19 protein-coding genes are annotated in these 20,221 nt (G+C 73.7%); 3 read left to right on the top strand and 16 right to left on the bottom strand.

Annotation, left to right across the window (positions count from 1 at the left end):
- Positions 1-214: 214 nt before the first annotated feature.
- Both AC069X_RS24825 and AC069X_RS24830 read right to left on the bottom strand, forming a co-directional pair.
- Entirely contained in the window at positions 215-1,441 is a 1,227-nt protein-coding gene (locus AC069X_RS24825; RefSeq protein WP_478731534.1) for a beta-xylosidase, read from the bottom strand.
- A 106-nt stretch (positions 1,442-1,547) separates the two neighbouring features.
- Positions 1,548-2,567, bottom strand: a complete 1,020-nt coding sequence (locus tag AC069X_RS24830; protein WP_478731536.1) for a GlxA family transcriptional regulator — start codon at positions 2,565-2,567, stop codon at positions 1,548-1,550.
- Between the two features lie 71 nt (positions 2,568-2,638).
- Between AC069X_RS24830 and AC069X_RS24835 the strand changes: the two genes are divergently transcribed.
- Positions 2,639-3,955 (top strand): MFS transporter, encoded by a 1,317-nt coding sequence (locus tag AC069X_RS24835; RefSeq protein ID WP_478731537.1) that lies wholly within the window; start codon positions 2,639-2,641, stop codon positions 3,953-3,955.
- 33 nt (positions 3,956-3,988) lie between these two features.
- Here the strand turns inward: AC069X_RS24835 and AC069X_RS24840 are convergent, their stop codons facing one another.
- The 12 genes from AC069X_RS24840 to hrcA form a co-directional block, all read right to left on the bottom strand.
- On the bottom strand, positions 3,989-4,354 hold the full coding sequence (locus tag AC069X_RS24840) for a cytidine deaminase (protein WP_478731539.1): 366 nt from the start codon (positions 4,352-4,354) through the stop codon (positions 3,989-3,991).
- 204 nt (positions 4,355-4,558) lie between these two features.
- The gene (locus AC069X_RS24845) at positions 4,559-4,912 is read right to left on the bottom strand and encodes an MmcQ/YjbR family DNA-binding protein (RefSeq protein ID WP_478731541.1); all 354 of its coding nucleotides are present in this window, start codon (positions 4,910-4,912) and stop codon (positions 4,559-4,561) included.
- The gene (locus tag AC069X_RS24850; RefSeq protein ID WP_478731543.1) at positions 4,909-6,216 is read right to left on the bottom strand and encodes a hemolysin family protein; all 1,308 of its coding nucleotides are present in this window, start codon (positions 6,214-6,216) and stop codon (positions 4,909-4,911) included. The genes AC069X_RS24845 and AC069X_RS24850 overlap by 4 nt, the downstream gene beginning before the upstream one ends.
- On the bottom strand, positions 6,213-6,710 hold the full coding sequence (gene ybeY, locus AC069X_RS24855; protein ID WP_125603535.1) for an rRNA maturation RNase YbeY: 498 nt from the start codon (positions 6,708-6,710) through the stop codon (positions 6,213-6,215). Before ybeY ends, AC069X_RS24850 begins: the two co-directional genes overlap by 4 nt.
- A gap of 13 nt (positions 6,711-6,723) precedes the next feature.
- On the bottom strand, positions 6,724-7,761 hold the full coding sequence (locus AC069X_RS24860; RefSeq protein WP_478731546.1) for a PhoH family protein: 1,038 nt from the start codon (positions 7,759-7,761) through the stop codon (positions 6,724-6,726).
- Positions 7,762-7,907: 146 nt separating this feature from the next.
- Positions 7,908-8,993, bottom strand: a complete 1,086-nt coding sequence (locus AC069X_RS24865; RefSeq protein ID WP_478731548.1) for a carbohydrate kinase family protein — start codon at positions 8,991-8,993, stop codon at positions 7,908-7,910.
- 150 nt (positions 8,994-9,143) lie between these two features.
- Positions 9,144-10,058, bottom strand: a complete 915-nt coding sequence (locus tag AC069X_RS24870; protein ID WP_478731550.1) for a ribonuclease Z — start codon at positions 10,056-10,058, stop codon at positions 9,144-9,146.
- 11 nt (positions 10,059-10,069) lie between these two features.
- On the bottom strand, positions 10,070-10,429 hold the full coding sequence (locus AC069X_RS24875; protein WP_478731697.1) for a histidine triad nucleotide-binding protein: 360 nt from the start codon (positions 10,427-10,429) through the stop codon (positions 10,070-10,072).
- Between the two features lie 459 nt (positions 10,430-10,888).
- Positions 10,889-11,635 carry a 16S rRNA (uracil(1498)-N(3))-methyltransferase gene (locus AC069X_RS24880; RefSeq protein ID WP_478731552.1) on the bottom strand — a complete coding sequence of 249 codons (747 nt, stop codon included), beginning with the start codon at positions 11,633-11,635 and terminating at the stop codon, positions 10,889-10,891.
- A 56-nt stretch (positions 11,636-11,691) separates the two neighbouring features.
- On the bottom strand, positions 11,692-12,765 hold the full coding sequence (locus AC069X_RS24885; RefSeq protein ID WP_478731554.1) for a nitronate monooxygenase: 1,074 nt from the start codon (positions 12,763-12,765) through the stop codon (positions 11,692-11,694).
- A gap of 165 nt (positions 12,766-12,930) precedes the next feature.
- Positions 12,931-14,070, bottom strand: a complete 1,140-nt coding sequence (gene dnaJ / locus AC069X_RS24890; protein ID WP_478731556.1) for a molecular chaperone DnaJ — start codon at positions 14,068-14,070, stop codon at positions 12,931-12,933.
- Entirely contained in the window at positions 14,071-15,087 is a 1,017-nt protein-coding gene (gene hrcA, locus AC069X_RS24895) for a heat-inducible transcriptional repressor HrcA (RefSeq protein WP_478731558.1), read from the bottom strand.
- Positions 15,088-15,249: 162 nt separating this feature from the next.
- Here hrcA and AC069X_RS24900 point away from each other — a divergent pair, with 162 nt between their 5' ends.
- Together AC069X_RS24900 and AC069X_RS24905 are read left to right on the top strand one after the other, a co-directional pair.
- On the top strand, positions 15,250-15,981 hold the full coding sequence (locus AC069X_RS24900; RefSeq protein ID WP_478731560.1) for an MBL fold metallo-hydrolase: 732 nt from the start codon (positions 15,250-15,252) through the stop codon (positions 15,979-15,981).
- 28 nt (positions 15,982-16,009) lie between these two features.
- The gene (locus AC069X_RS24905; RefSeq protein ID WP_478731562.1) at positions 16,010-16,819 is read left to right on the top strand and encodes a DUF3097 domain-containing protein; all 810 of its coding nucleotides are present in this window, start codon (positions 16,010-16,012) and stop codon (positions 16,817-16,819) included.
- Positions 16,820-16,888: 69 nt separating this feature from the next.
- On the opposite strand, the gene hemW is transcribed toward AC069X_RS24905, so the two are convergent.
- Positions 16,889-18,121, bottom strand: a complete 1,233-nt coding sequence (gene hemW, locus AC069X_RS24910; protein WP_478731564.1) for a radical SAM family heme chaperone HemW — start codon at positions 18,119-18,121, stop codon at positions 16,889-16,891.
- 56 nt (positions 18,122-18,177) lie between these two features.
- Positions 18,178-20,070, bottom strand: coding sequence for an AMP-dependent synthetase/ligase (locus AC069X_RS24915; RefSeq protein WP_478731566.1), 1,893 nt, complete (start codon positions 20,068-20,070; stop codon positions 18,178-18,180).
- Between the last annotated feature and the right edge of the window lie 151 nt (positions 20,071-20,221).

Below are 20,221 nucleotides of genomic sequence, written 5' to 3' on the forward strand. Positions count from 1 at the left end.
GGAGGCCGGAGACGGCGGCGGCCGGAGACCGGAGACGGCCGGCGGCCGGAGACGGGCAGGCGGAGGCCGGCGGAGACGGGCAGCGGACGGCGGCAGGAGACCGGCGGCAGCCGGAGACCGGCGGAGGCAGGAGACGGGCAGTCGGAGGCCGGCGGGCAGGCGGAGGCCGGCGGGCGGGCGGCGGCGGGCGCGCGTCGGGGAGGCGCGGACCGCGTCACGAGGGCCGCAGGGTCAGTTCCAGGTCCGCGCGGTAGGCGCCCGGCGGGGTGTACGGCGGCAGCGCGAGCGTCAGCGCGGCGTCGACGGTGAAGGTTCCGCCGGCCCCCGACGCCAGCGGCACGCCCTCCGGCCCGACCACCCCCGCGCGGCCCGGCACGCAGCCGCCGCCCCGGCAGGCCGGCGTCCAGGACAGCACGGCGCCGGGCACGCGGACGCCGTCCGGGCCCGTGAACCCGGTGAGCCTCCCGGTCAGCTCCCACCCCGCGGCCCCGCCCCGGGTGTCCTTGACGGTGACGGTGCCGATCCGCCCGGGGGCCGCGCCGCCGCCCCCGTATCCGACCGCCCCGAGGGTCACCGCCGCACCGGCCTGCGTCATCGACAGCGAGCCCGGCTCTGCCGCGCCCGTGACCGCGTACGGCGCCGGGCGCGAGCCCTGCGGCGCCGACCAGGCCGGGCCCTCGTACGCCACCACCCCCGTCGTGGCCCGGTCCGTGACGGCCAGCTCCGCCACGAAGCCCCCGCCGGCGTCGGCGGTGGCCTGCGCCCGGTCGGCCGTCCCCGCGGCACCCGCGCGGCCGGCCACCGTCACCGCCGCGCCCGGGGTGAAGCCGACGCCGGTGACGCGGACCCGGGCGCCCGGCTCCCCGCCCGCCGCGCCGAGGGTGATGCCGCGCAGGTTCATGGTGGGCAGCGGGACGGCGGTGAGCCGCTGCGCGACCGGGCGGGCCGGCGCCGCGGCGCACGCCCCGTCCGGCGGGGTGTGGCCCCCCGGGGTGAGGGTGATCTCGCCGGGCGCGGTGACGGTGAAGGCGCCGGTCATCGTCACGCCGCCCGGTCCGGCGGCGGCGGGATCCCCCGTCGCCTCCCCCCTCACCGCGACCTCGCCGCTCTGTGCGCCGCCCAGCAGCACCTTCCCGGCCGGGGCCGGCCCGCCGGCAGGGCCTGCGGGGCCGCCGGGGCCGCCGGGGCCGCCGGGGCTCCCGGTCACCCGGTAGGTCACGGTGACGGTGTCCCCGACCCTCGGGGCCGGGTCGGACACGGAGATCCGGGCGCTGTCCGGCCCCTCGGCGGGCGCGCGGCAGGGCGCCGGGGTCGCGGCCTGCGGCGGAGGCGGTTCACCCCCGGCTGCCGCGGGCGTGCTCAGCGCACCCCCCGCCGTCGCGGCGAGCACCGCCATGCCGACGGCCGCCGGCCACCCCCCGCTGCGCGCGCGTCCCGGCACCGTCCGCCCCCTGCCCCGCCCCCGGGGTCCGTCACCCCGGCAGGGCCATTCACGAGCGGGCGGCGGGAGAAGTCAATGCACGGCCCTCACCCCGACTGATGGCCCATCAGAAGACGGCACCCTCAGCCGCCCCCGCCCGCCCCGCACCCCCGCCCTCCCGGAACGTGCGCCGGTAGGCGGTCGGGCTGACCCCGAGCGCCGCCTGCACGTGCTTGCGCAGCGACTGCGCCGTCCCGAAGCCCGCCTCCCGCGCGACCGCCTCCACCGGCAGCTCGGTCCGCTCCAGCAGCTGCCGGGCGCGTTCCACCCGCTGCCCGGTGATCCACTCGCCCGGGCTCATCCCGCACTCCTCACGGAAGCGGCGCGTGAAGGTCCGTACCGACATGGCCTCCTGCCGGGCGATGTCGGTCAGCCGCAGGGGCTCGTGCAGCCGGTCCAGCACCCAGGCCCGCGCGGCCGTGGTACTGGCCTGCTGCGGCGCGGGCACGGGGCGCTGCACGAACTGCGCCTGACCGCCCTCGCGGTGGGGCGGTACGACGGTCCGCCGGGCGGTGTCGTTGGCGATCGCGGCGCCGTGGTCGCGGCGCACGATGTGCAGGCACAGGTCTATGCCGGCGGCGACCCCGGCGGAGGTCAGCACGTCCCCTTCGTCGGTGTAGAGCACGTCCGCGTCGACCCGGACGGCCGGGAACATCCGCTGGAAGTGCTCGGCGTGGGCCCAGTGGGTGGTGGCCCTGCGGCCGTCGAGGTAGCCGGCGGCGGCCAGGACGTAGCCGCCCGTGCAGATCGACACCATCCGGGTGCCGGGCCGGACGTGGGCCAGGGCCGCGGCCAGCTCGTCGGTCAGGCGGCCCTCTTCGTGGACCGGCCCCAGCTCGTGCGAGGCGGGCACCACCACCGTGTCGGCGGTCGCCAGGAGCTCCGGGCCGTGGCCGACGTACACGGAGAAGTCGGCGTCGGTGGCCACCGGGCCGGGGGCGAGGCCGCAGGTGAGGATCTCGTAGAGGTGGCGCCCCTCGGCGTCCCGGGCCCGGCCGAAGATCCGGTGCGGGATGCCGAGTTCGAAGGGCAGCAGCCCGGCGAGGGCGAGGACGACGACACGGTGCGGTTGCGCGACGGTGGCCATGGCCCGATCGTATCGAAGCATGTCGGTCAGGCCACTGTCGTACGGCGCCCCCCGGGCCGGAAGCTGTCGGCGTGACCCAGACAGCACCCACCTCCACCGCCTCCTCCACCGCCGCCCCGCAGGCCCCCCGCCGGCCCGGCCGCGTCCACCGGGCCTGGTACGCCGCCGCCGTGGCCTTCGTGACGATCATCGGCGCGGCCGCCTCCGCCTCCCTCCCCGGACTGCTCATCGAGCCGCTGCACCAGGAGTTCGACTGGTCGCGCGGCACGATCGGCTTCGCGGTCTCGGTGAACCTGGCGCTGTACGGGCTCACCGCGCCCTTCGCCGCCGCGCTGATGGACCGCTTCGGCATACGCAAGGTCGTCGCCCTGGCCCTGACCGTCATCGCGGGCGGCTCGCTGGCCACGGTGTGGATGACGGCCGCCTGGCAGCTGGTGCTGTTCTGGGGCGTGCTGGTGGGCCTGGGCAGCGGGTCCATGGCGCTGGCCTTCGCGGCGACGGTGACCAACCGCTGGTTCACCGCCCGGCGCGGGCTGGTCACCGGCATCCTGACCGCGGCGGGCGCCTCGGGGCAGCTGGTCTTCCTGCCGCTGCTGTCCTGGCTGGTGGAGAACCACGGCTGGCGCCCGGCCTCGGTCACGGTGGCGCTGGCGGCCCTGGCCGTCGTCCCGTTCGTCTGGCTGCTGCTGCGCGACCACCCGGCCGACGTGGGCCTCGCCCCGTACGGGGGCGCGTACGAGCCCAAGCCCGCGCCCCTCCAGGGGGCGGCCCGGCGGGCCGTGACCGTGCTCTTCCGAGCGGCCCGGACCGGCCCGTTCTGGCTGCTGGCGGGCACCTTCGCGATCTGCGGGGCCTCGACCAACGGACTGGTGCGCACGCACTTCACCCCGGCCGCCCACGACCACGGCATGCCGGTGACGACCGCCGCCGGGCTGCTCGCGGTGATCGGCGTGTTCGACGTCCTCGGAACCATCGCCTCCGGCTGGTTCACCGACCGCTTCGAGGCACGCCGGCTCCTGGCCGTGTACTACGCCCTGCGCGGGGTGTCCCTGATGTTCCTGCCGATGCTGCTGGCGCCGTCCGTGCACCCGCCGATGGTGTTCTTCATCGTCTTCTACGGCCTGGACTGGGTGGCCACCGTGCCGCCGACCATCGCCCTGTGCCGCGAGCACTACGGGCCGGACGGCGCGATCGTCTTCGGCTGGGTCCTGGCCTCGCACCAGGTCGGCGCGGCCCTGGTGGCCTTCCTGGGCGGCGTGGCCCGCGACGCCTTCGGCTCGTACGACCTCGTCTGGTACGCGGCGGGCGGGCTGTGCGCGGTGGCCGCGCTGATGTCGATGGTGATCCGCCGCCGGGCGGGCGGGCCGGCCACGGCGGCGGCCGCCTGAGCGGCCCGCGCGGCCGGCGGGCCCGCCCCCGGGTCAGGCTCCGGCGGGGGTGGTGGACTTCAGGGTGCCGTCCGGGCCGGCGAGGAGGACCGGGGTGGCGGGGCCGCCCAGGTCGCGGACCGCGGCGCGGTCGGCGTCGGCGGGGGCGTCGGCCGCGCTGACCACGGCGGCGGCCTCCAGGGAGCGCGCGCCGCTGGCGACCGCCATGGCGACGGCCGTCTGGAGGGCGCTCAGCTTCAGGGAGTCCAGCTCGACGGTGCCGGCGACGTAGGTGCGGCCGGTCTCGTCCCGCACCGCCGCCCCTTCCGGGACTCCGTTGCGGGCCCGGGCGCTGCGCGCCAGCGTGATGATCTTGCTGTCCTCGGGGTCGATCCCGTTGCCCACGGTGCTCTCGCTCATAGGCGAAAGCATAGGGAGCGCCCCTGCGCGGCCGTGCAACGACCCCGCCGGGGCGCCCTCTTGCGCTCCCCGCCCCCCGCCGTTCCCCCGTGGAGCAGAACAAACCTAAGCGAGAACCAAGAGACTCCTGCGATCCAAAGGTCCCGACACCCTATGACCTTTGACCCTGTTCGGTTCGGGACCCTGGTCCTTCGGAACGCACGCTCACGGCCGGTCGAGCCGCAGCCGCTCCGCCCTCGGCAGTCCCGCCACGACCAGGTCGTACGAGTCCTCCACCAGCTCCCGCACCAGCGCGTCCGGCAGACCGCCCACCGTCACGGTGTTCCAGTGCCGCTTGTTCATGTGCCAGCCCGGCACGATCGCCTCGTGCTCGGCCCGCAGCCGCACGGCCGCCTCCGGCTCGCACTTGAGGTTGACCTTCAGCGGCTCGGCGTCCAGCGCCGACAGGGCGAACACCTTCCCCAGCACCTTGAAGACCGAGGTCTCCGGGGTGAAGGGGAACTCCTCCACCGCCGCGTTGAAGCCCAGGCAGAACGCGCGCAGCTCCGCAGGGGTCATTCCCCCTCCTCCCCTTCGGCCGGCGCCCCGGCCACCGGCTCCACCAGCACCGTCACGATCTTGTTCCGGCGCCCCGCCGGGGACTCTGCCGTCAACCGCAGCGGACGCCCGTCGGGCAGGTCCACCACCGCCGAGGCACCCGCGATCGGAACCCGGCCCAGCGCCTTGGCCAGCAGACCGCCGACCGTCTCCACGTCCTCGTCGTCGAAGGCCTCCACCCCGAACAGCTCGCCGAGGTCGGTGATGTCGAGCCGCGCCGTGACCCGGTAGCAGCCCTGGCCCAGCTCCTCCACGGGCGGGATCTCCCGGTCGTACTCGTCGGTGATCTCGCCGACGATCTCCTCCAGGATGTCCTCGATCGTGACGATGCCGGCCGTGCCGCCGTACTCGTCGATGACGACGGCCACGTGGTTGCGCACCGACTGCATCTCCCGCAGCAGGTCGCCCGCGTTCTTCGTGTCGGGCACGAAGACCGCCGGCCGCATCACCGTGGAGACCAGGTCGGACTCGGCGTCCCGGTTGATGTGCGTCCTGCGGACGAGGTCCTTCAGGTACACGATCCCGACGATGTCGTCCTCGTTCTCGCCGGTGACCGGGATGCGCGAGAAGCCGGACCGCAGCGCGAGCGTCGTCGCCTGACGGATCGTCTTGTACCGCTCGATGCAGACCAGGTCGGTGCGCGGCACCATCACCTCGCGCACCAGGGTGTCCCCCAGCTCGAAGACCTGGTGCACCATCCGGCGCTCGTCGTCCTCGATCAGGGATTCCTTCTCGGCGAGGTCCACCATCGCGCGCAGCTCGGCCTCGGAGGCGAAGGGCCCCTTGCGGAAGCCCTTACCGGGCGTGAGCGCGTTGCCGAGGAGGATCAGCAGCTGCGGAACGGGGCCCATCACCCGCGCGAGCGGCACGAGCACGTACGCGGCCGCCGTCGCGGTGTTCAGCGGGTGCTGGCGGCCGATCGTACGGGGGGAGACGCCCACCGCCACGAACGACACCAGCACCATCACGCCGATGGCGACGAGCAGCGCGGTCCAGTTCTCGCCGAACGCGTCGAGGCAGACGTACGTGACGAGCACGCCCGCCGCCATCTCGCAGGTCACGCGCACCAGCAGGGCCACGTTGACGTAGCGGGTGGGGTCGCCGGCGACCTGCGCGAGCTTCGCGCTGCCGCGCCGGCCCTCCCGTACGGCCTGCTCGGCGCGGAAGCTGGAGACGCGGGCGATCCCGGACTCGGCGCACGCCGCGAACCAGGCCACCACGGTCAGCAGCACCGCCCCCGTGATCAGCTGGGCGGCCCCGGTCACGAGACGGTCGGGGCCGGGGAGGGACCGGTCAGGCCGCGCTCGGCGCGCCAGCCGTCGACGATGGCCGCCTGGAGACCGAACATCTCGGCCTTCTCGTCCGGCTCCTCGTGGTCGTAGCCGAGCAGGTGCAGCACCCCGTGAACGGTCAGGAGCTGGAGCTCCTCGTCCATGGAGTGCCGCGTCGGCGCCTCGTCGCCCTGCTTCTTGGCCACCTCGGGGCAGAGCACGATGTCGCCGAGGAGCCCCTGCGGGGGCTCCTCGTCGTCCTTCGCCGGCGGACGGAGCTCGTCCATCGGGAAGGACATGACGTCGGTCGGTCCGGGGAGGTCCATCCACTGGATGTGGAGCTGCTCCATGGCGTCCTCGTCGATGACGATGACGGAGAGCTCGGACAGCGGGTGGATCCTCATCCGGGTGAGCGCGTAGCGGGCGATGTCGAGGATCGCCTGCTCGTCGACCTCGGTTCCGGACTCGTTGTTGACGTCGATCGACATGGTGCGCTGGGTTCTACTTCCGCTGGTGGCCGTTCTGGGCCGGGTGGGCATCGTCGTACTTCGCGTACGCGTCGACGATACGGCCGACCAGCTTGTGCCGGACGACATCCTCGGACGTGAGCCGCGAGAAGTGGATGTCCGGCACTCCGTCGAGGATCTCCTGAACCTGCCGCAGACCGCTCTTGGCGCCGCCCGGCAGGTCGATCTGGGTCACGTCACCGGTGATGACGATCTTCGAATCGAAGCCGAGGCGCGTCAGAAACATCTTCATCTGCTCGACGGTGGTGTTCTGCGCCTCGTCCAGGACGACGAAGGCGTCATTAAGGGTGCGACCCCTCATGTAGGCCAGGGGCGCCACCTCGATGGTGCCCGCCGCCATCAGGCGGGGGATGGAGTCCGGGTCCATCATGTCGTGCAGGGCGTCGTAGAGCGGCCGCAGGTACGGGTCGATCTTGTCGAAGAGCGTGCCCGGCAGGAAGCCGAGCCGCTCGCCCGCCTCGACGGCGGGGCGGGTCAGGATGATCCGGCTGACCTGCTTGGACTGGAGCGCCTGCACCGCCTTCGCCATCGCGAGGTAGGTCTTGCCGGTACCGGCGGGGCCGATGCCGAAGACGATCGTGTTCTTGTCGATCGCGTCGACGTACCGCTTCTGGTTGAGGGTCTTGGGACGGATGGTGCGGCCGCGGTTGGAGAGGATGTTCTGGGTGAGCACCTCGGCCGGGGTCTCCGTGTCACCGCCACCGCTGCCGTTCGCCTTGAGCATGGCGATCGAGCGTTCCACTGCGTCCTCCGTCATCGGCTGCCCGGTGCGGAGCACCAGCATCATCTCGTCGAACAGGCGCTGGATCAGGGCGACTTCCGCCGCCGCGCCGACCGCGCTGACCTGATTGCCCCGAACATGGATGTCGGCCTTCGGGAAAGCCTTCTCGATCACGCGCAACAGGGCGTCGCCCGAGCCGAGCACGGTCACCATCGGGTGCGTCGCGGGGACCGTGAAGTGGGCTCGCGCCTGGCCCTGCGCCGGGGTGTGGGCTGTGGGTGTCTGAGTCATGGGCCGGCACTGTGGCCTGCACATACCTCCCGCTGAGGGGCCGCGCCGATCGCCGACCTCCGGAGTACCAAGGGTACGTCCACCCCGGGGCGGGCCCGAGGGGTTTTCCGGGCGGACCCGCGCGGCCCTGGGCCGTGTCCTTCGGATCAGGCCGGGTGCCGGAAGCCGATCGTGGGGACGGCGCGGCGGCGGGGCGCGGGGGCGGCGCCGGGCGGGACGAGGGCGTCCAGGAAGGCGTAGCGGTCCCGGAGGCCGTCGGGGGCCGTGCGCCACCAGTGGGCCACCTCGGGCCAGCCCGGGGCCGAGAGGGAGCCGCCGAACTCCTGCACCGACAGGGCGGCGGTCAGCCCGGCGAAGGCCAGCCGGTCGGCCAGCGGCCACCCCGCGAGGCTGCCGGTGACGAACCCGGCCACGTACACGTCCCCCGCGCCGGTCGGGTCCAGGGCGTCCACCGTGATCGCGGGGACCTCCGCCGTCTCCCCGGTGCGGCCGTCGACCGCGTACGAGCCCTCCGAGCCCATGGTCACCACCGCGACCGGCACCTTCTCCGCGAGGGCCCTGGCCGCGGCGCGCGGACACTCGGTCCGCGTGTAGCGCATCGCCTCTCCCGCGTTGGGCAGGAACGCCTCGCAGTGCTGGAGGTCGGCCAGGGCGCCCAGGTCCCAGCGCCCGGTCTCGTCCCAGCCGACGTCCGCGAAGATCCGCGAGCCCCGGCGGGCCGCCTCCGAAATCCAGTCCTCCGTCTGCCCGGCGCCCAGCGAGGCCACGGCCGCCCGCGCCTTCGGGGGGCACCACGGGAAGGGGCCGGGGCCGGCCGGGGGCGGGGCCTCGTGGCCGTGGGAGACCATCGTGCGCTCGCCCTCGTACGCCATGGAGACCGTGACGGGGCTGTGCCAGCCGGGGATGGTGCGCGACATGGACAGGTCGATGCCCTCGCCCTGTTCGAGGGCGTCCCAGCAGTACTCGCCGTAGTGGTCGTCCCCGAAGGCGGCGGCCAGCGAGGTGCGCAGGCCCAGGCGGGCGAGGGCGGTGGCCATGTTGGCGACGCCGCCGGGGCTGGACCCCATGCCGCGCGCCCAGGACTCCGTACCGCGGACGGGGGCGGAGTCGAGGCCGGTGAAGATGATGTCGAGGAATACCGTGCCGGTCAGGAAGACGTCACAGCCCGGCTCTTGGGGGTCCCGCACCGGGCCGAGCGGGTCGAGGGTGAGGCGGCTGTCCCGACTGGTCACGGTGTACTCCCCGTTGAAGTGTCGTTTCTGCGGGCGGGCTGGAAAGCTGCCGGCGCTGCCCGGGCCCGGCAGGACCAAAACCCAGTGTGACGCACATCACCGGAGCGCCGCTCTCCTTCCCCCCAAGCCCCACTGGAGAAACGCCGTCACCTACCGCTTCGGGAGCGCCACCCGCCCCAGGTCCGCCGCGATGGTCAGCTCGCCCTCGAACCCCGCCGCGCGGGCCTCGCGTTCGAACTCCGACGGATCCGCGTACCGCTGCGAGAAGTGCGTCAGCACGAGGTGCCGGACGCCCGCGTCCCGCGCCACCCGCGCCGCCTGTCCGGCGGTGAGGTGGCCGTGGTCGGAGGCCAGGCGGACGTCGGCGTCGAGGAAGGTCGACTCGATGACCAGCATGTCGCAGCCCTCCGCCAGCGCGTCCACGCCCTCGCAGAGCCGGGTGTCCATGACGAAGGCGAACCGCTGCCCCGCCCGGTGCTCGCTGACGGCCTCCAGCGTGACCTCGCCCTCCGGCCGCTCCAGCCGCCCCTCGCGCTGGATGCGGCCGACGTCCGGCCCCTTGATCCCGTACCGCGCGAGCAGCTCCGGCACCATCCGGCGCCCGTCGGGCTCGGTCAGCCGGTACCCGAAGGACTCCACCGGGTGGGAGAGCCGCCGCGCCTCCAGGACGTACGAGGGCCCGCGCGCGAGCACCCCGTCCGCGGCGACCGGCTCCTCCCGGAGCGGCACGGTCTCCCGGTAGGCGGTGGCGTACCGCAGCCGGTCGAAGAACTTCTGCCCCGAGGCCGGGTAGTGCGCCGTGACGGGGTGCGGGACCTGGTCGAGGTTGATCCGCTGGATCACCCCGGCCAGGCCGAGGCTGTGGTCGCCGTGGAAGTGCGTGACGCAGATCCGGTTGATGTCGTGCGCGGCGACCCCGGCCCGCAGCATCTGCCGCTGCGTGCCCTCGCCCGGGTCGAAGAGGATGCCCTCGCCGTCCCAGCGCAGCAGGTAGCCGTTGTGGTTGCGGTGGCGGGTGGGGACCTGGCTGGCGGTGCCGAGGACCACGAACTCTCGTACTGACATGAGCGGTCCGGCTATCCGGGCGGCCACTGGAGGCCGCGGCCCCCGAGGACGTGCGCGTGGGCGTGGAAGACGGTCTGGCCGGCGCCGGCGCCGGTGTTGAACACGATCCGGTAGCCGTGGCCGTCGACCTTCTCGTCGGTGGCGACCTGTCCGGCCTCGCGCAGGACGTCGGCGGCGATGGCCGGCTCGGCGGCGGCGAGGGTGGCGGCGTCGGGGTAGTGCACCTTGGGGATCACGAGCACGTGGGTCGGCGCCTGGGGGTTGATGTCCCGGAAGGCGACGGTGGTCTCGGTCTCGCGGACCAGCGTCGCCGGGACGGACCCCGCGACGATCTTGCAGAACAGGCAGTCCGCCTGCGGTTCCCCGGCCATTGCTGCGCCTCCCGTGACGATGATCGGTCGCAGCATGCTACCCCTGCCCCGGCCGTGCGGAATCGGGATTCCCCGCCGCGCGGAGCCGGTCCCTCGATCGCCGGCGGGGCTGTGAACAGCCCCGCCGGCGATCGAGGCGCGGGCGCCTGGGGGCGGAGCCCCCGGGAAGGGGGTCTTGGGGCGGAGCCCCCGGGAAAGGGTCCGGGGCAAAGCCCCCGGGAAGGGGTCCGGGGCAGAGCCCCGGGGAACGGGCGAAGGGCGGGGCGGGGAGCAGCCCGCGCAGCGCCCCCGCCCCGGGGCAGGGAAACGGCTCCCGCGCGGCAGGGCCCGCCCGCTGCCGCCGGGCCAGAACAAGACCCCGACGGGACAAGAACCCACCCCGACACCGCCCGGCCAGGACAAGACCCCGACGGGGCACGGACCCGCCCCGACACCGCCCGGCCAGGGCACCGGCAGGGGCTACGACCAGCGCCCCGTCCTCGCCAGGAGGACCGCCGTCGCCGCCGTGCCGGCCGTCGACGTGCGCAGCACCGACCGGCCCAGCCGGTACGGCAGGGCCCCGGCCTCCGCGAAGACCGCCAGTTCCTCCGGCGAGACCCCGCCCTCGGGACCGACCACCAGCACCACGGACCCCTTCTCCGGCAGTGCCGCCGTCGCCAGCGCCGCCGACGGCGCGTCACGGTCCTCGTGCAGCACCACCGCCAGATCGGCCCCCGCCAGCAGCGCGGCCACCTGCTTCGTGGACATCGCCTCGGTCACCTCCGGGAAGCGGACCCGGCGCGACTGCTTGCCCGACTCCCGGGCCGTGGAGCGCCACTTGGCCAGGGACTTCGCGCCCCGGTCGCCGCGCCACTGGGTGATGCACCGTGAGGCCTGCCACGGCACGATCGCGTCGACGCCGGTCTCCGTCATCGTCTCGACGGCCACCTCGCCCCGGTCGCCCTTCGGCAGCGCCTGCACCACGGTGATCCGGACGCCGGGCTCCGGCTCCTCCCGCACGGGCCCCGGTACCGCCACCACCAGGCGGTCCTTGCCCTCGGCGGCCTTGACGACGCCCTCCGTCCACCGGCCGCACCCGTCCGTGAGGACCACGTCCTCGCCCGGGTTGAGCCGCTTCACGGACACCGCGTGCCGCCCCTCGGGTCCCTCCAGCACGAACTCCGGCCCCGCCGGAACCTCTTCGACCACGAACACGGGGGCCGTCATGACGTTCTCCTCATCCACACACGCAACACATGCACCACATGCAACACCTGAAACAGCTACAGGACCTTCAACGCGTTCTGTGCCTCGGCCAGTTCGGCCACCAGCACCTCCACCAGCTCCCCCGCCGGCAGCGCCCGGGCGAGCCGGTGCCCCTGGCCCGCCCACAGCGACATCCCCTGCGGGTCCCCGGCCGCTGCGGCCGCCTTGCGCAGGCCCGAGGTCATGTGGTGGACCTGCGGGTAGGCGGCCGGGGCGTACGGCCCGTGCTCCCGCATGAAGCGGTTGACCAGGCCCCGCGCGGGCCGGCCCGAGAAGGCCCGGGTCATTTCGGTGTGCGGGAACAGCGGATCGGTCAGGGCCTTCTTGTGCAGCGGGTGCGCGCCCGACTCCGGGCACGCCAGGAAGGCCGTGCCGAGCTGCGCCGACTCCGCGCCCGCCGCCAGCAGCGCCGCGATCTGCGCGCCGCGCATCAGCCCGCCCGCCGCGGTGATCGGCAGGGCCACGGCCTCCCGTACCTGCGCCACGAGCGCGAGCAGGCCGACTCCGGCCGTGCCGTCGGCCTCCGGGTCGTCGCGGTGGGTGCCCTGGTGGCCGCCCGCCTCGACGCCCTGGACGCAGACGGCGTCGGCGCCGGCGGCCTGCGCGGTACGGGCCTCCTCGACCGAGGTGACGGTGACGACGGTGCGCGTACCGGCCCGGCGCAGGCGCGCGAGCACGTCGGGGGCGGGCGTGCCGAAGGTGAAGGAGACCACCGGTACGGGGTCCTCCAGCAGGATGGCCAGCTTGGCCTCGTAGCCGTCGTCCGCGGTGCCCATGATGTCCTCGGGGGCGAGCGAGACCTCGTACCAGCTCGCTTCGCCGGCCAGCTGCCCGCGGTAGGACTCGACGGCGGCCGGGTCGACGTAGCCGGTCTGCGGCAGGAAGAGGTTCACGCCGAAGGGCCGCCGGGTGAGGCCGCGCGTCCGCTTGATCTCCTGGTACATGCCGTCGGCGGTCTTGTAGCCGCCGGCGAGGTAGCCGAACCCGCCCGCGTCGCACACGGCGGCGACGAGCGGCGGACAGGAGGCGCCGCCCGCCATGGGAGCCTGCACGATCGGGTACCGGTGGAGACCGTTCGGCGTGGAGGACATGGACTGCATCGTGCCACGTCCCGTCCACGCCGCCGAATCACCGTATTCGCCTGGCATAGTCCGCTTCCCCGGGGTGTCCGGGAATCGCCGGGGGCGGCGCGCGGAATGCGACGGGCCCGGTCCGGGGTGTCCCCGGACCGGGCCCGTACGGGTCCCTCGGGCCGCTCAGCGGCCGTTGAACGCGTCCTTCAGGCGGCTGAACAGGCCCTGCTGGCCGGGCGCGAACTGGCCCATGGGGCGCTCCTCGCCGCGGAGCTTCGCGAGCTGGCGCAGCAGCTCCTCCTGCTGGGCGTCCAGCTTGCCGGGGGTGGTGACCTCGACGTGGACGATCAGGTCGCCCCGGCCGCCGCCGCGCAGGTGGGTGACACCGCGCCCGTGCAGCGGGATGGCCTGCCCGGACTGGGTGCCGGGGCGGATGTCGATCTCCTCCAGGCCGTCCAGCGTCTCCAGCGGGCACTTGGTGCCCAGGGCCGCGGCCGTCATGGGGATGGTGACCGTGCAGTGCAGGTCGTCCCCGCGGCGCTGGAAGGTCGGGTGCGGCAGCTCGTGGATCTCCACGTACAGGTCGCCGGCGGGGCCGCCGCCGGGGCCGACCTCGCCTTCGCCCGCGAGCTGGATCCGGGTGCCGTTCTCGACACCGGCGGGGATCTTGACGGTGAGGCTGCGGCGGGAGCGGACCCGGCCGTCGCCCGCGCACTCGGGGCACGGGGTCGGGACGACGGTGCCGAAGCCCTGGCACTGCGGGCAGGGGCGCGAGGTCATGACCTGGCCGAGGAAGGACCGGGTGACCTGGGAGACCTCACCGCGGCCGCGGCACATGTCACAGGTCTGCGCCGAGGTGCCGGGGGCGGCGCCCTCGCCGGAGCAGGTGCCGCAGACGACGGCCGTGTCGACCTGGATGTCCTTGGTCGTGCCGAAGGCGGCCTCGTCCAGTTCCAGGTCGAGGCGGATCATGGCGTCCTGGCCGCGGCGGGTCCGCGAGCGCGGGCCGCGCTGCGAGGCCTGGCCGAAGAAGGCGTCCATGATGTCGGAGAAGTTGCCGAAGCCGCCCGCTCCGAAGCCGCCCGCGCCGCCACCGCCGCCCGAGGAGGACAGCGGGTCGCCGCCGAGGTCGTAGACCTGCTTCTTCTGCGGGTCCGAGAGGACCTCGTAGGCCGCGTTGATCTCCTTGAAGCGCTCCTGCGTCTTCGGGTCCGGGTTCACGTCCGGGTGGAGTTCACGCGCGAGGCGGCGGAAGGCCTTCTTGATCTCGTCCTGCGATGCGTCGCGGCGCACGCCGAGTACGGCGTAGTAGTCCGTGGCCACTTACGACTCCGCCAGGATCTGTCCGACGTAACGTGCCACTGCGCGTACCGCTCCCATCGTTCCGGGGTAGTCCATGCGGGTCGGTCCGACCACGCCGAGTTTGGCGACTGCTTCGCCGCCCGAACCGTAGCCGACGGACACGACCGACGTGGAGTTGAGCCCCTCGTAGGCGTTCTCGTGCCCGATTCGTACGGCCATCCCCGACTCTCCGGCCTCGCCGAGCAGCTTGAGGAGCACCACGTGCTCTTCGAGCGCTTCCAGCACCGGCCTGATCGTCAAGGGGAAGTCATGTCCGAAGCGAGTGAGGTTGGCGGTGCCGCCGATCATCAGCCGCTCCTCCGCCTCCTCTGCCAGCGTTTCGAGAAGGGTCGCGAGGACGGCCTTGACGGTCGCCCGGTCCTCGATCTCGAACGACTCCGGAAGGTCCTGCACCAGGTTCGGGACGTCGGTGAACCGGCGGCCTACGACCCTGCTGTTCAGCCGCGCCCGCAGGTCGGCGAGGGAGTTCTCGCCGAAGGGGGTCTGGGTGTCGACCAGGCGCTGCTCGACCCGCCCGGTGTCGGTGATCAGTACGAGCATCAGCCGGGCCGGGGCCAGCGACAGCAGCTCGACGTGCCGCACGGTGGAGCGGGTGAGCGACGGGTACTGGACGACGGCGACCTGGCGGGTGAGCTGCGCGAGCAGCCGTACCGTGCGGCCGACCACGTCGTCGAGGTCGACGGCGCCGTCGAGGAAGTTCTGGATGGCCCGGCGCTCGGGCGTCGACAGCGGCTTGACTCCGGCCAGCTTGTCGACGAAGAGCCGGTAGCCCTTGTCGGTGGGGATCCGGCCGGCGCTGGTGTGGGGCTGGGCGATGTAGCCCTCCTCCTCCAGCACGGCCATGTCGTTGCGCACGGTGGCGGGCGAGACGCCGAGCTTGTGCCGCTCGGTGAGGGCCTTCGAGCCGACGGGCTCCTCGGTGCCGACGTAGTCCTGGACGATGGCGCGCAGCACCTCGAGTCTGCGTTCGCTGAGCATCGCGCACACCTCCGGATGCGGGTCGGTCGTCGGTCGTGGCCGTCGTGGGCCGGTCCTGGCTTGTTGGCACTCTGTTCGTGTGAGTGCCAGAGATCCCCCGGTCAGTGTACGGCCGGGTAGTACGCCCCGGGCAAGGGCGGCCCGCCAGGGTAGCGTCGCCGCATGGACGTGCGTTGGGAAGAGGCGGGCTGGGAACGGGTCACCGGACGGGTCGGCCGGCGGCGGCTCCCGGTGTGGGACTGCACCGTGGGACTGGTGGTGGGGGACGCATCGGTCCTGCTGATCGACCCCGGATCGTGCGTGCGGGAGGGCGCCGGGGTGCGGGCGGAGGCGGAGCGGCTGACGGGCCGCCGCGTGACCCATATCGCATTCACCCACGGACATTTCGACCACGTGCTGGGCGGTGCGGCCTTCGCGGGCGCCGAGGTCTTCGGGGCGGTCGGCCTGGAGCGGCTGCTGTCGGCCCCGACGGGCCGCGAGGAGGTGCGGGCGAGCGCGGTCCGGCACGGTCTGGCGGAGGCGGAGGCCGCGGAGGCGGCCGACCTGCTCCAGGCGCCCCGGCACCTGGTGTCGGGCGAGTGGACGCTGGAGCTGGGCGGGGTGCAGGTGCTGCTGGCGAACGTGGGTCCCGCGCACTCCCAGCACGACCTGGCGGTCTTCGTGCCGGGCGAGCGGGAGGCGGTGTTCTGCGGGGACCTGGTCGAGGAGTCGGGCGAGCCGCAGGCCGGTTCGGACGCGGTGCCGGGCCAGTGGCCGGCCGCCCTGGACCGGCTGCTGTCGCTGGGCGGTGACGACGCGGTGTACGTGCCGGGTCACGGAGCGCTGGTGGACGCGGGTTTCGTGCGTGCGCAACGCGACACACTGGCGGCCCGGTTCGGCGTGTCGGGGGCGTGAGGACGCCGGCTCTCCTAGTGTCGGCCGGATGCGTGAGTACTCCCCCGACCTGACCCCGCAGTGGAAGCGCTCCAAGCCCGTGCCGGAGGTGCCGGCGGACCCCGATCTGGTGGTCGAGGTGGCGGGTACGGACTTCTGCGGCGCGGTGGTGGCCTGCGAGGCGGGCACGGTGACCCTGGAGGACCGATTCGGCAAGCGCCGGGTGTTCCCGCTGGAGCCGCGCGGGTTCCTGCTGGACGGCGCGGTGGTGACCCTGACCCGCCCTTCGCGCGGGCCCGCCGCGCCCGCCCGTACGGCCTCGGGCTCGATCGCCGTGCCGGGGGCGCGGGCCCGGGTGGCGCGGGCCGGGCGGATCTACGTAGAGGGACGGCACGACGCCGAGCTGGTCGAGCGGGTCTGGGGTGACGACCTGCGGATCGAGGGCGTGGTGGTGGAGTACCTGGAGGGCGTGGACGACCTCGCGGCGGTGGTGGCGGAGTTCGCCCCGGGCCCGGACGCGCGCCTCGGGGTGCTGGTGGACCATCTGGTGCCGGGTTCGAAGGAGTCCCGGATCGCCGCCTCGGTGACGGGGCCGGACGTGCTGGTGGTGGGCCACCCGTACGTGGACGTGTGGCAGGCGGTGAAGCCGTCGGCACTGGGCATCCGGGCCTGGCCGGAGATCCCGCGCGGCCAGGACTGGAAGACGGGCGTCTGCCGGGCCCTGGGCTGGCCGGAGAACACCGGGGCCGCCTGGCAGCACGTCCTGTCCCGCGTGACGTCCTACCGCGACCTGGAGCCGACGCTGCTGGGGCGGGTGGAGGAGCTGATCGACTTCGTCACGGACGGCGGCGGGGCCTGACGGCGGCCCGGGGACGGCCCGCGCGGCACGGGCCCCGTCGCGGGGGGGGGGATTCACCCAGGCGGGGGATCAGTCCACCAGGTCCCGCACCACCGCGTCCGCCAGCAGCCGGCCGCGCAGGGTCAGGACCGCCCGTCCGGCCTCGTACGGGGCCGGCTCCAGCAGTCCGTCGGCCAGGGCGCGGCGGGAGGCCGTCAGGCCCGCCGGGGCCAGCAGGGACAGCGGGACGCCGTCGACGAGGCGGAGCTCCAGCAGGATCCGCTCCACGCGGCGGTCCTCCTGCGACAGCAGCTCGCGGCCCGCGCCCGGGGAGCGGCCCTCCGCGAGGGCGGCGGCGTAGGCTCCGGGGTGCTTGACGTTCCACCAGCGCACCCCGCCCACGTGCGAGTGCGCGCCGGGGCCGGCGCCCCACCAGTCGGCGCCGCGCCAGTACAGCTCGTTGTGCAGGCAGCGGCCGGCCTCGGTGGTGGCCCAGTTCGAGACCTCGTACCAGGAGTAGCCGGCCTCGGCCATGACGGAGTCCGCGATCAGGTACCGGTCGGCGTGGACGTCGTCGTCGGTCATCGGGACCTCGCCGCGGCGGATCCGGCGGGCCAGCTGGGTGCCCTCCTCGACGATCAGGGCGTACGCGCTGATGTGGTCGGGTCCGGCGCCGAGCGCGGCCTCCAGGGAGGCCCGCCAGTCGTCGTCGGACTCGCCGGGGGTGCCGTAGATCAGGTCCAGGTTGACGTGCTCGAAGCCCGCCGCCCGCGCCTCGGCGACGCAGGCCTCGGGGCGGCCGGGGGTGTGGGTGCGGTCGAGGACCTTCAGGACGTGCTGCCTGGCGCTCTGCATGCCGAAGGAGATCCGGTTGAACCCGCCGGCCCGCAGCTCGGCCAGGTACTCCGGGTTCACGGACTCCGGGTTGGCCTCGGTGGTGACCTCGGCGTCCTCGGCCAGCCCGAACTCGTCGCGGATCGCCGCGAGCATCCGTACGAGGTCCCGGGCGGGCAGCAGCGTGGGCGTGCCGCCGCCGACGAAGACGGTCCGCACGGCGCGCGGGTCGTCGCCGAGCACCTTGCGGGCGAGGCGGACCTCGTCGATCAGGGTGTCGGCGTAGTTCTCCCGGGAGGCGAGCACGCCGCCGGTGCCGCGCAGCTCGGTGGCGGTGTAGGTGTTGAAGTCGCAGTACCCGCAGCGGGTGGCGCAGTACGGGACGTGCAGGTAGAACCCGAGCGGCCGCTCCCCGGCGCCCTCCAGGGCGTGCGACGGCAGCGAGCCGTCTTCGGGCATGGGGTCACCATCGGGCAGTGCGGAAGGCATGGACCCATTGTCCCGCACTGCCCCATGGTCGTTTACGCCCTCGGCCCGGGCCGGGCTCAGGCCTCCCGGGAGCCCTCGTACATCTCCTCGATGAGGTGCTTGAACTCGCGCTCGACGACCGGGCGCTTCAGCTTGAGGCTGGGCGTGAGGTCGCCGTGCTCGACGTCGAGGTCACGGGGCAGGATCCGGAACTTCTTGATCGTCTGCCAGCGCTGGAGGTTCTCGTTGAGGGTCTGGACGTAGGTCTCGATCAGGCGGTCGGTCTCCGGCGCGGCGAGGACCTCGCCGTACGTCCTGCCCTCCAGGCCGTTCTCGGCGGCCCAGCCCAGGATGGCGGGCTCGTCGAGGGCGATCAGGGCCGAGCAGAAGTTCCGGTCGGCTCCGTGGACGACGATGCTCGACACGTACGGGCAGATCGCCTTGAACTGGCCCTCGATCTCCGCCGGGGCGACGTACTTGCCGCCCGAGGTCTTGATCAGGTCCTTCTTGCGGTCGGTGATGCGCAGGTAGCCGTCCGGGGAGAGCTCGCCGATGTCGCCGGTGTGCAGCCAGCCGTCGCTCTCCAGGACCTCGGCGGTCTTCTCGGGCTGGCCGTGGTAGCCCTGCATGATGCCGGGGCCGCGCAGCATGACCTCGCCGTCGTCGGCGATGCGGACCTCGGTGCCGGGGAGCGGCTTGCCGACGGTGCCGGTGCGGTAGGCCTCGCCCGGGTTGACGAAGGAGGCGGCGCTGGACTCGGTCAGTCCGTAGCCCTCCAGGATGTGGATGCCGGCGCCGGAGAAGAAGAAGCCGATCTCGGGGGCGAGGGCGGAGGCGCCGGAGACGGCGGCGCGCAGCCGGCCGCCGAAGGCCTCGCGGAGCTTGGAGTAGACGAGCGTGTCGGCGATCTTGTGCTTGGCGGAGAGGGCGAAGGGCGCGGTCGCCCGGCCGGTGCGGCGGTAGTTGTCCTGGGTGACCTTGGCGTACTCGCGGGCGACGCCGACCGACCACTGGAAGATCTTGTACTTGGCTCCGCCGCCGGCCCGGGCCTTGGCGGCCACGCCGTTGTAGACCTTCTCGAAGATGCGCGGGACGGCCGCCATGTAGGTGGGCTGGACGACCGGCAGGTTCTCGATGATCTTGTCGATGCGTCCGTCGACGGCGGTGACGTGCCCGACCTCGATCTGGCCGGAGGTGAGCACCTTGCCGAAGACGTGGGCCAGCGGCAGCCACAGGTACTGGACGTCGCTGGACAGGATCAGGCCGGTGGCCACGGTGGCCTTGGCCATGTACGACCAGTTGTCGTGCGGCAGGCGGACGCCCTTGGGGCGGCCGGTGGTGCCGGAGGTGTAGATGAGGGTGGCGAGCTGGTCGGGGGTGATGGCCGCGATCCGCTCCTTGACCGCCGCGGGGTGCTTGGCGAGGTACTCCTTGCCGCGCTCCTCCAGGTCGGCGAGGGAGAGCACCCAGCCCTGCGGGTCGCCCTCGGCGGGGACGGCGTCCGCCGCCTCCAGGACCACCACGTGGGCGAGGTCGGGCAGGTCGGCGCGGCGCTCGCGGGCCTTGGCCAGCTGGGCGGCGTCCTCGGCGATCAGCACCCGGCTCTCGGAGTCCGAGAGGATGAAGGCGGACTCGTCGGCGTTGGTGCTGGGGTAGATGGTGGTCACCGCGCCGCCCGCGCACATGACGCCGAGGTCGCACAGGATCCACTCGACACGGGTGTTGGAGGCGAGGGCGACCCGCTCCTCGGCGTGCAGGCCGAGGGAGACGAGTCCCGCGGCGATGGCGAAGACCCGGTCGGCCGCCTGCCCCCAGCTCAGCGACTTCCAGTCGTCGGGGCCGCCCTCGCGGCCGGCCGCGGCCACGGGATAGCGGTAGGCCTCCGCGTTCGGCGTGGCGGCGACGCGGTCAAGGAAGAGGGCCGCCACGGAGGGCGGACGGTTCTCGATCAAGGTCTGTGTGTCGCTCACGGACGTCCTCCGGACCACGCGGCAGGGCCTGCTCGGGCATGACTAGGGGCATGACTACGGGCTTGTAACTGGCGGGTAACCAGTGCTCAGAGTAGGGGCCGTCCGCCTGGCGCGTAAGAGCCAACCGGCGGCCGATTCATAACGAAACAGG

The organism is Streptomyces sp. NPDC043896, assembly GCF_056435605.1.

What these genes read in the sequence shown, in the direction of transcription:
- AC069X_RS24830 (WP_478731536.1), bottom strand. Translation starts at nt 2,567, where the DNA reads ATGGCCACCGTCGCGCAACCGCACCGTGTCGTCGTCCTCGCCCTCGCC.
- AC069X_RS24840 (WP_478731539.1), bottom strand. Translation starts at nt 4,354, where the DNA reads ATGAGCGAGAGCACCGTGGGCAACGGGATCGACCCCGAGGACAGCAAG.
- AC069X_RS24845 (WP_478731541.1), bottom strand. Translation starts at nt 4,912, where the DNA reads ATGACCCCTGCGGAGCTGCGCGCGTTCTGCCTGGGCTTCAACGCGGCG.
- ybeY (WP_125603535.1), bottom strand. Translation starts at nt 6,710, where the DNA reads ATGTCGATCGACGTCAACAACGAGTCCGGAACCGAGGTCGACGAGCAG.
- AC069X_RS24860 (WP_478731546.1), bottom strand. Translation starts at nt 7,761, where the DNA reads ATGACTCAGACACCCACAGCCCACACCCCGGCGCAGGGCCAGGCGCGA.
- AC069X_RS24870 (WP_478731550.1), bottom strand. Translation starts at nt 10,058, where the DNA reads ATGTCAGTACGAGAGTTCGTGGTCCTCGGCACCGCCAGCCAGGTCCCC.
- AC069X_RS24875 (WP_478731697.1), bottom strand. Translation starts at nt 10,429, where the DNA reads ATGGCCGGGGAACCGCAGGCGGACTGCCTGTTCTGCAAGATCGTCGCG.
- AC069X_RS24880 (WP_478731552.1), bottom strand. Translation starts at nt 11,635, where the DNA reads ATGACGGCCCCCGTGTTCGTGGTCGAAGAGGTTCCGGCGGGGCCGGAG.
- AC069X_RS24885 (WP_478731554.1), bottom strand. Translation starts at nt 12,765, where the DNA reads ATGTCCTCCACGCCGAACGGTCTCCACCGGTACCCGATCGTGCAGGCT.
- hrcA (WP_478731558.1), bottom strand. Translation starts at nt 15,087, where the DNA reads ATGCTCAGCGAACGCAGACTCGAGGTGCTGCGCGCCATCGTCCAGGAC.
- AC069X_RS24900 (WP_478731560.1), top strand. Translation starts at nt 15,250, where the DNA reads ATGGACGTGCGTTGGGAAGAGGCGGGCTGGGAACGGGTCACCGGACGG.
- AC069X_RS24905 (WP_478731562.1), top strand. Translation starts at nt 16,010, where the DNA reads ATGCGTGAGTACTCCCCCGACCTGACCCCGCAGTGGAAGCGCTCCAAG.
- hemW (WP_478731564.1), bottom strand. Translation starts at nt 18,121, where the DNA reads ATGCCTTCCGCACTGCCCGATGGTGACCCCATGCCCGAAGACGGCTCG.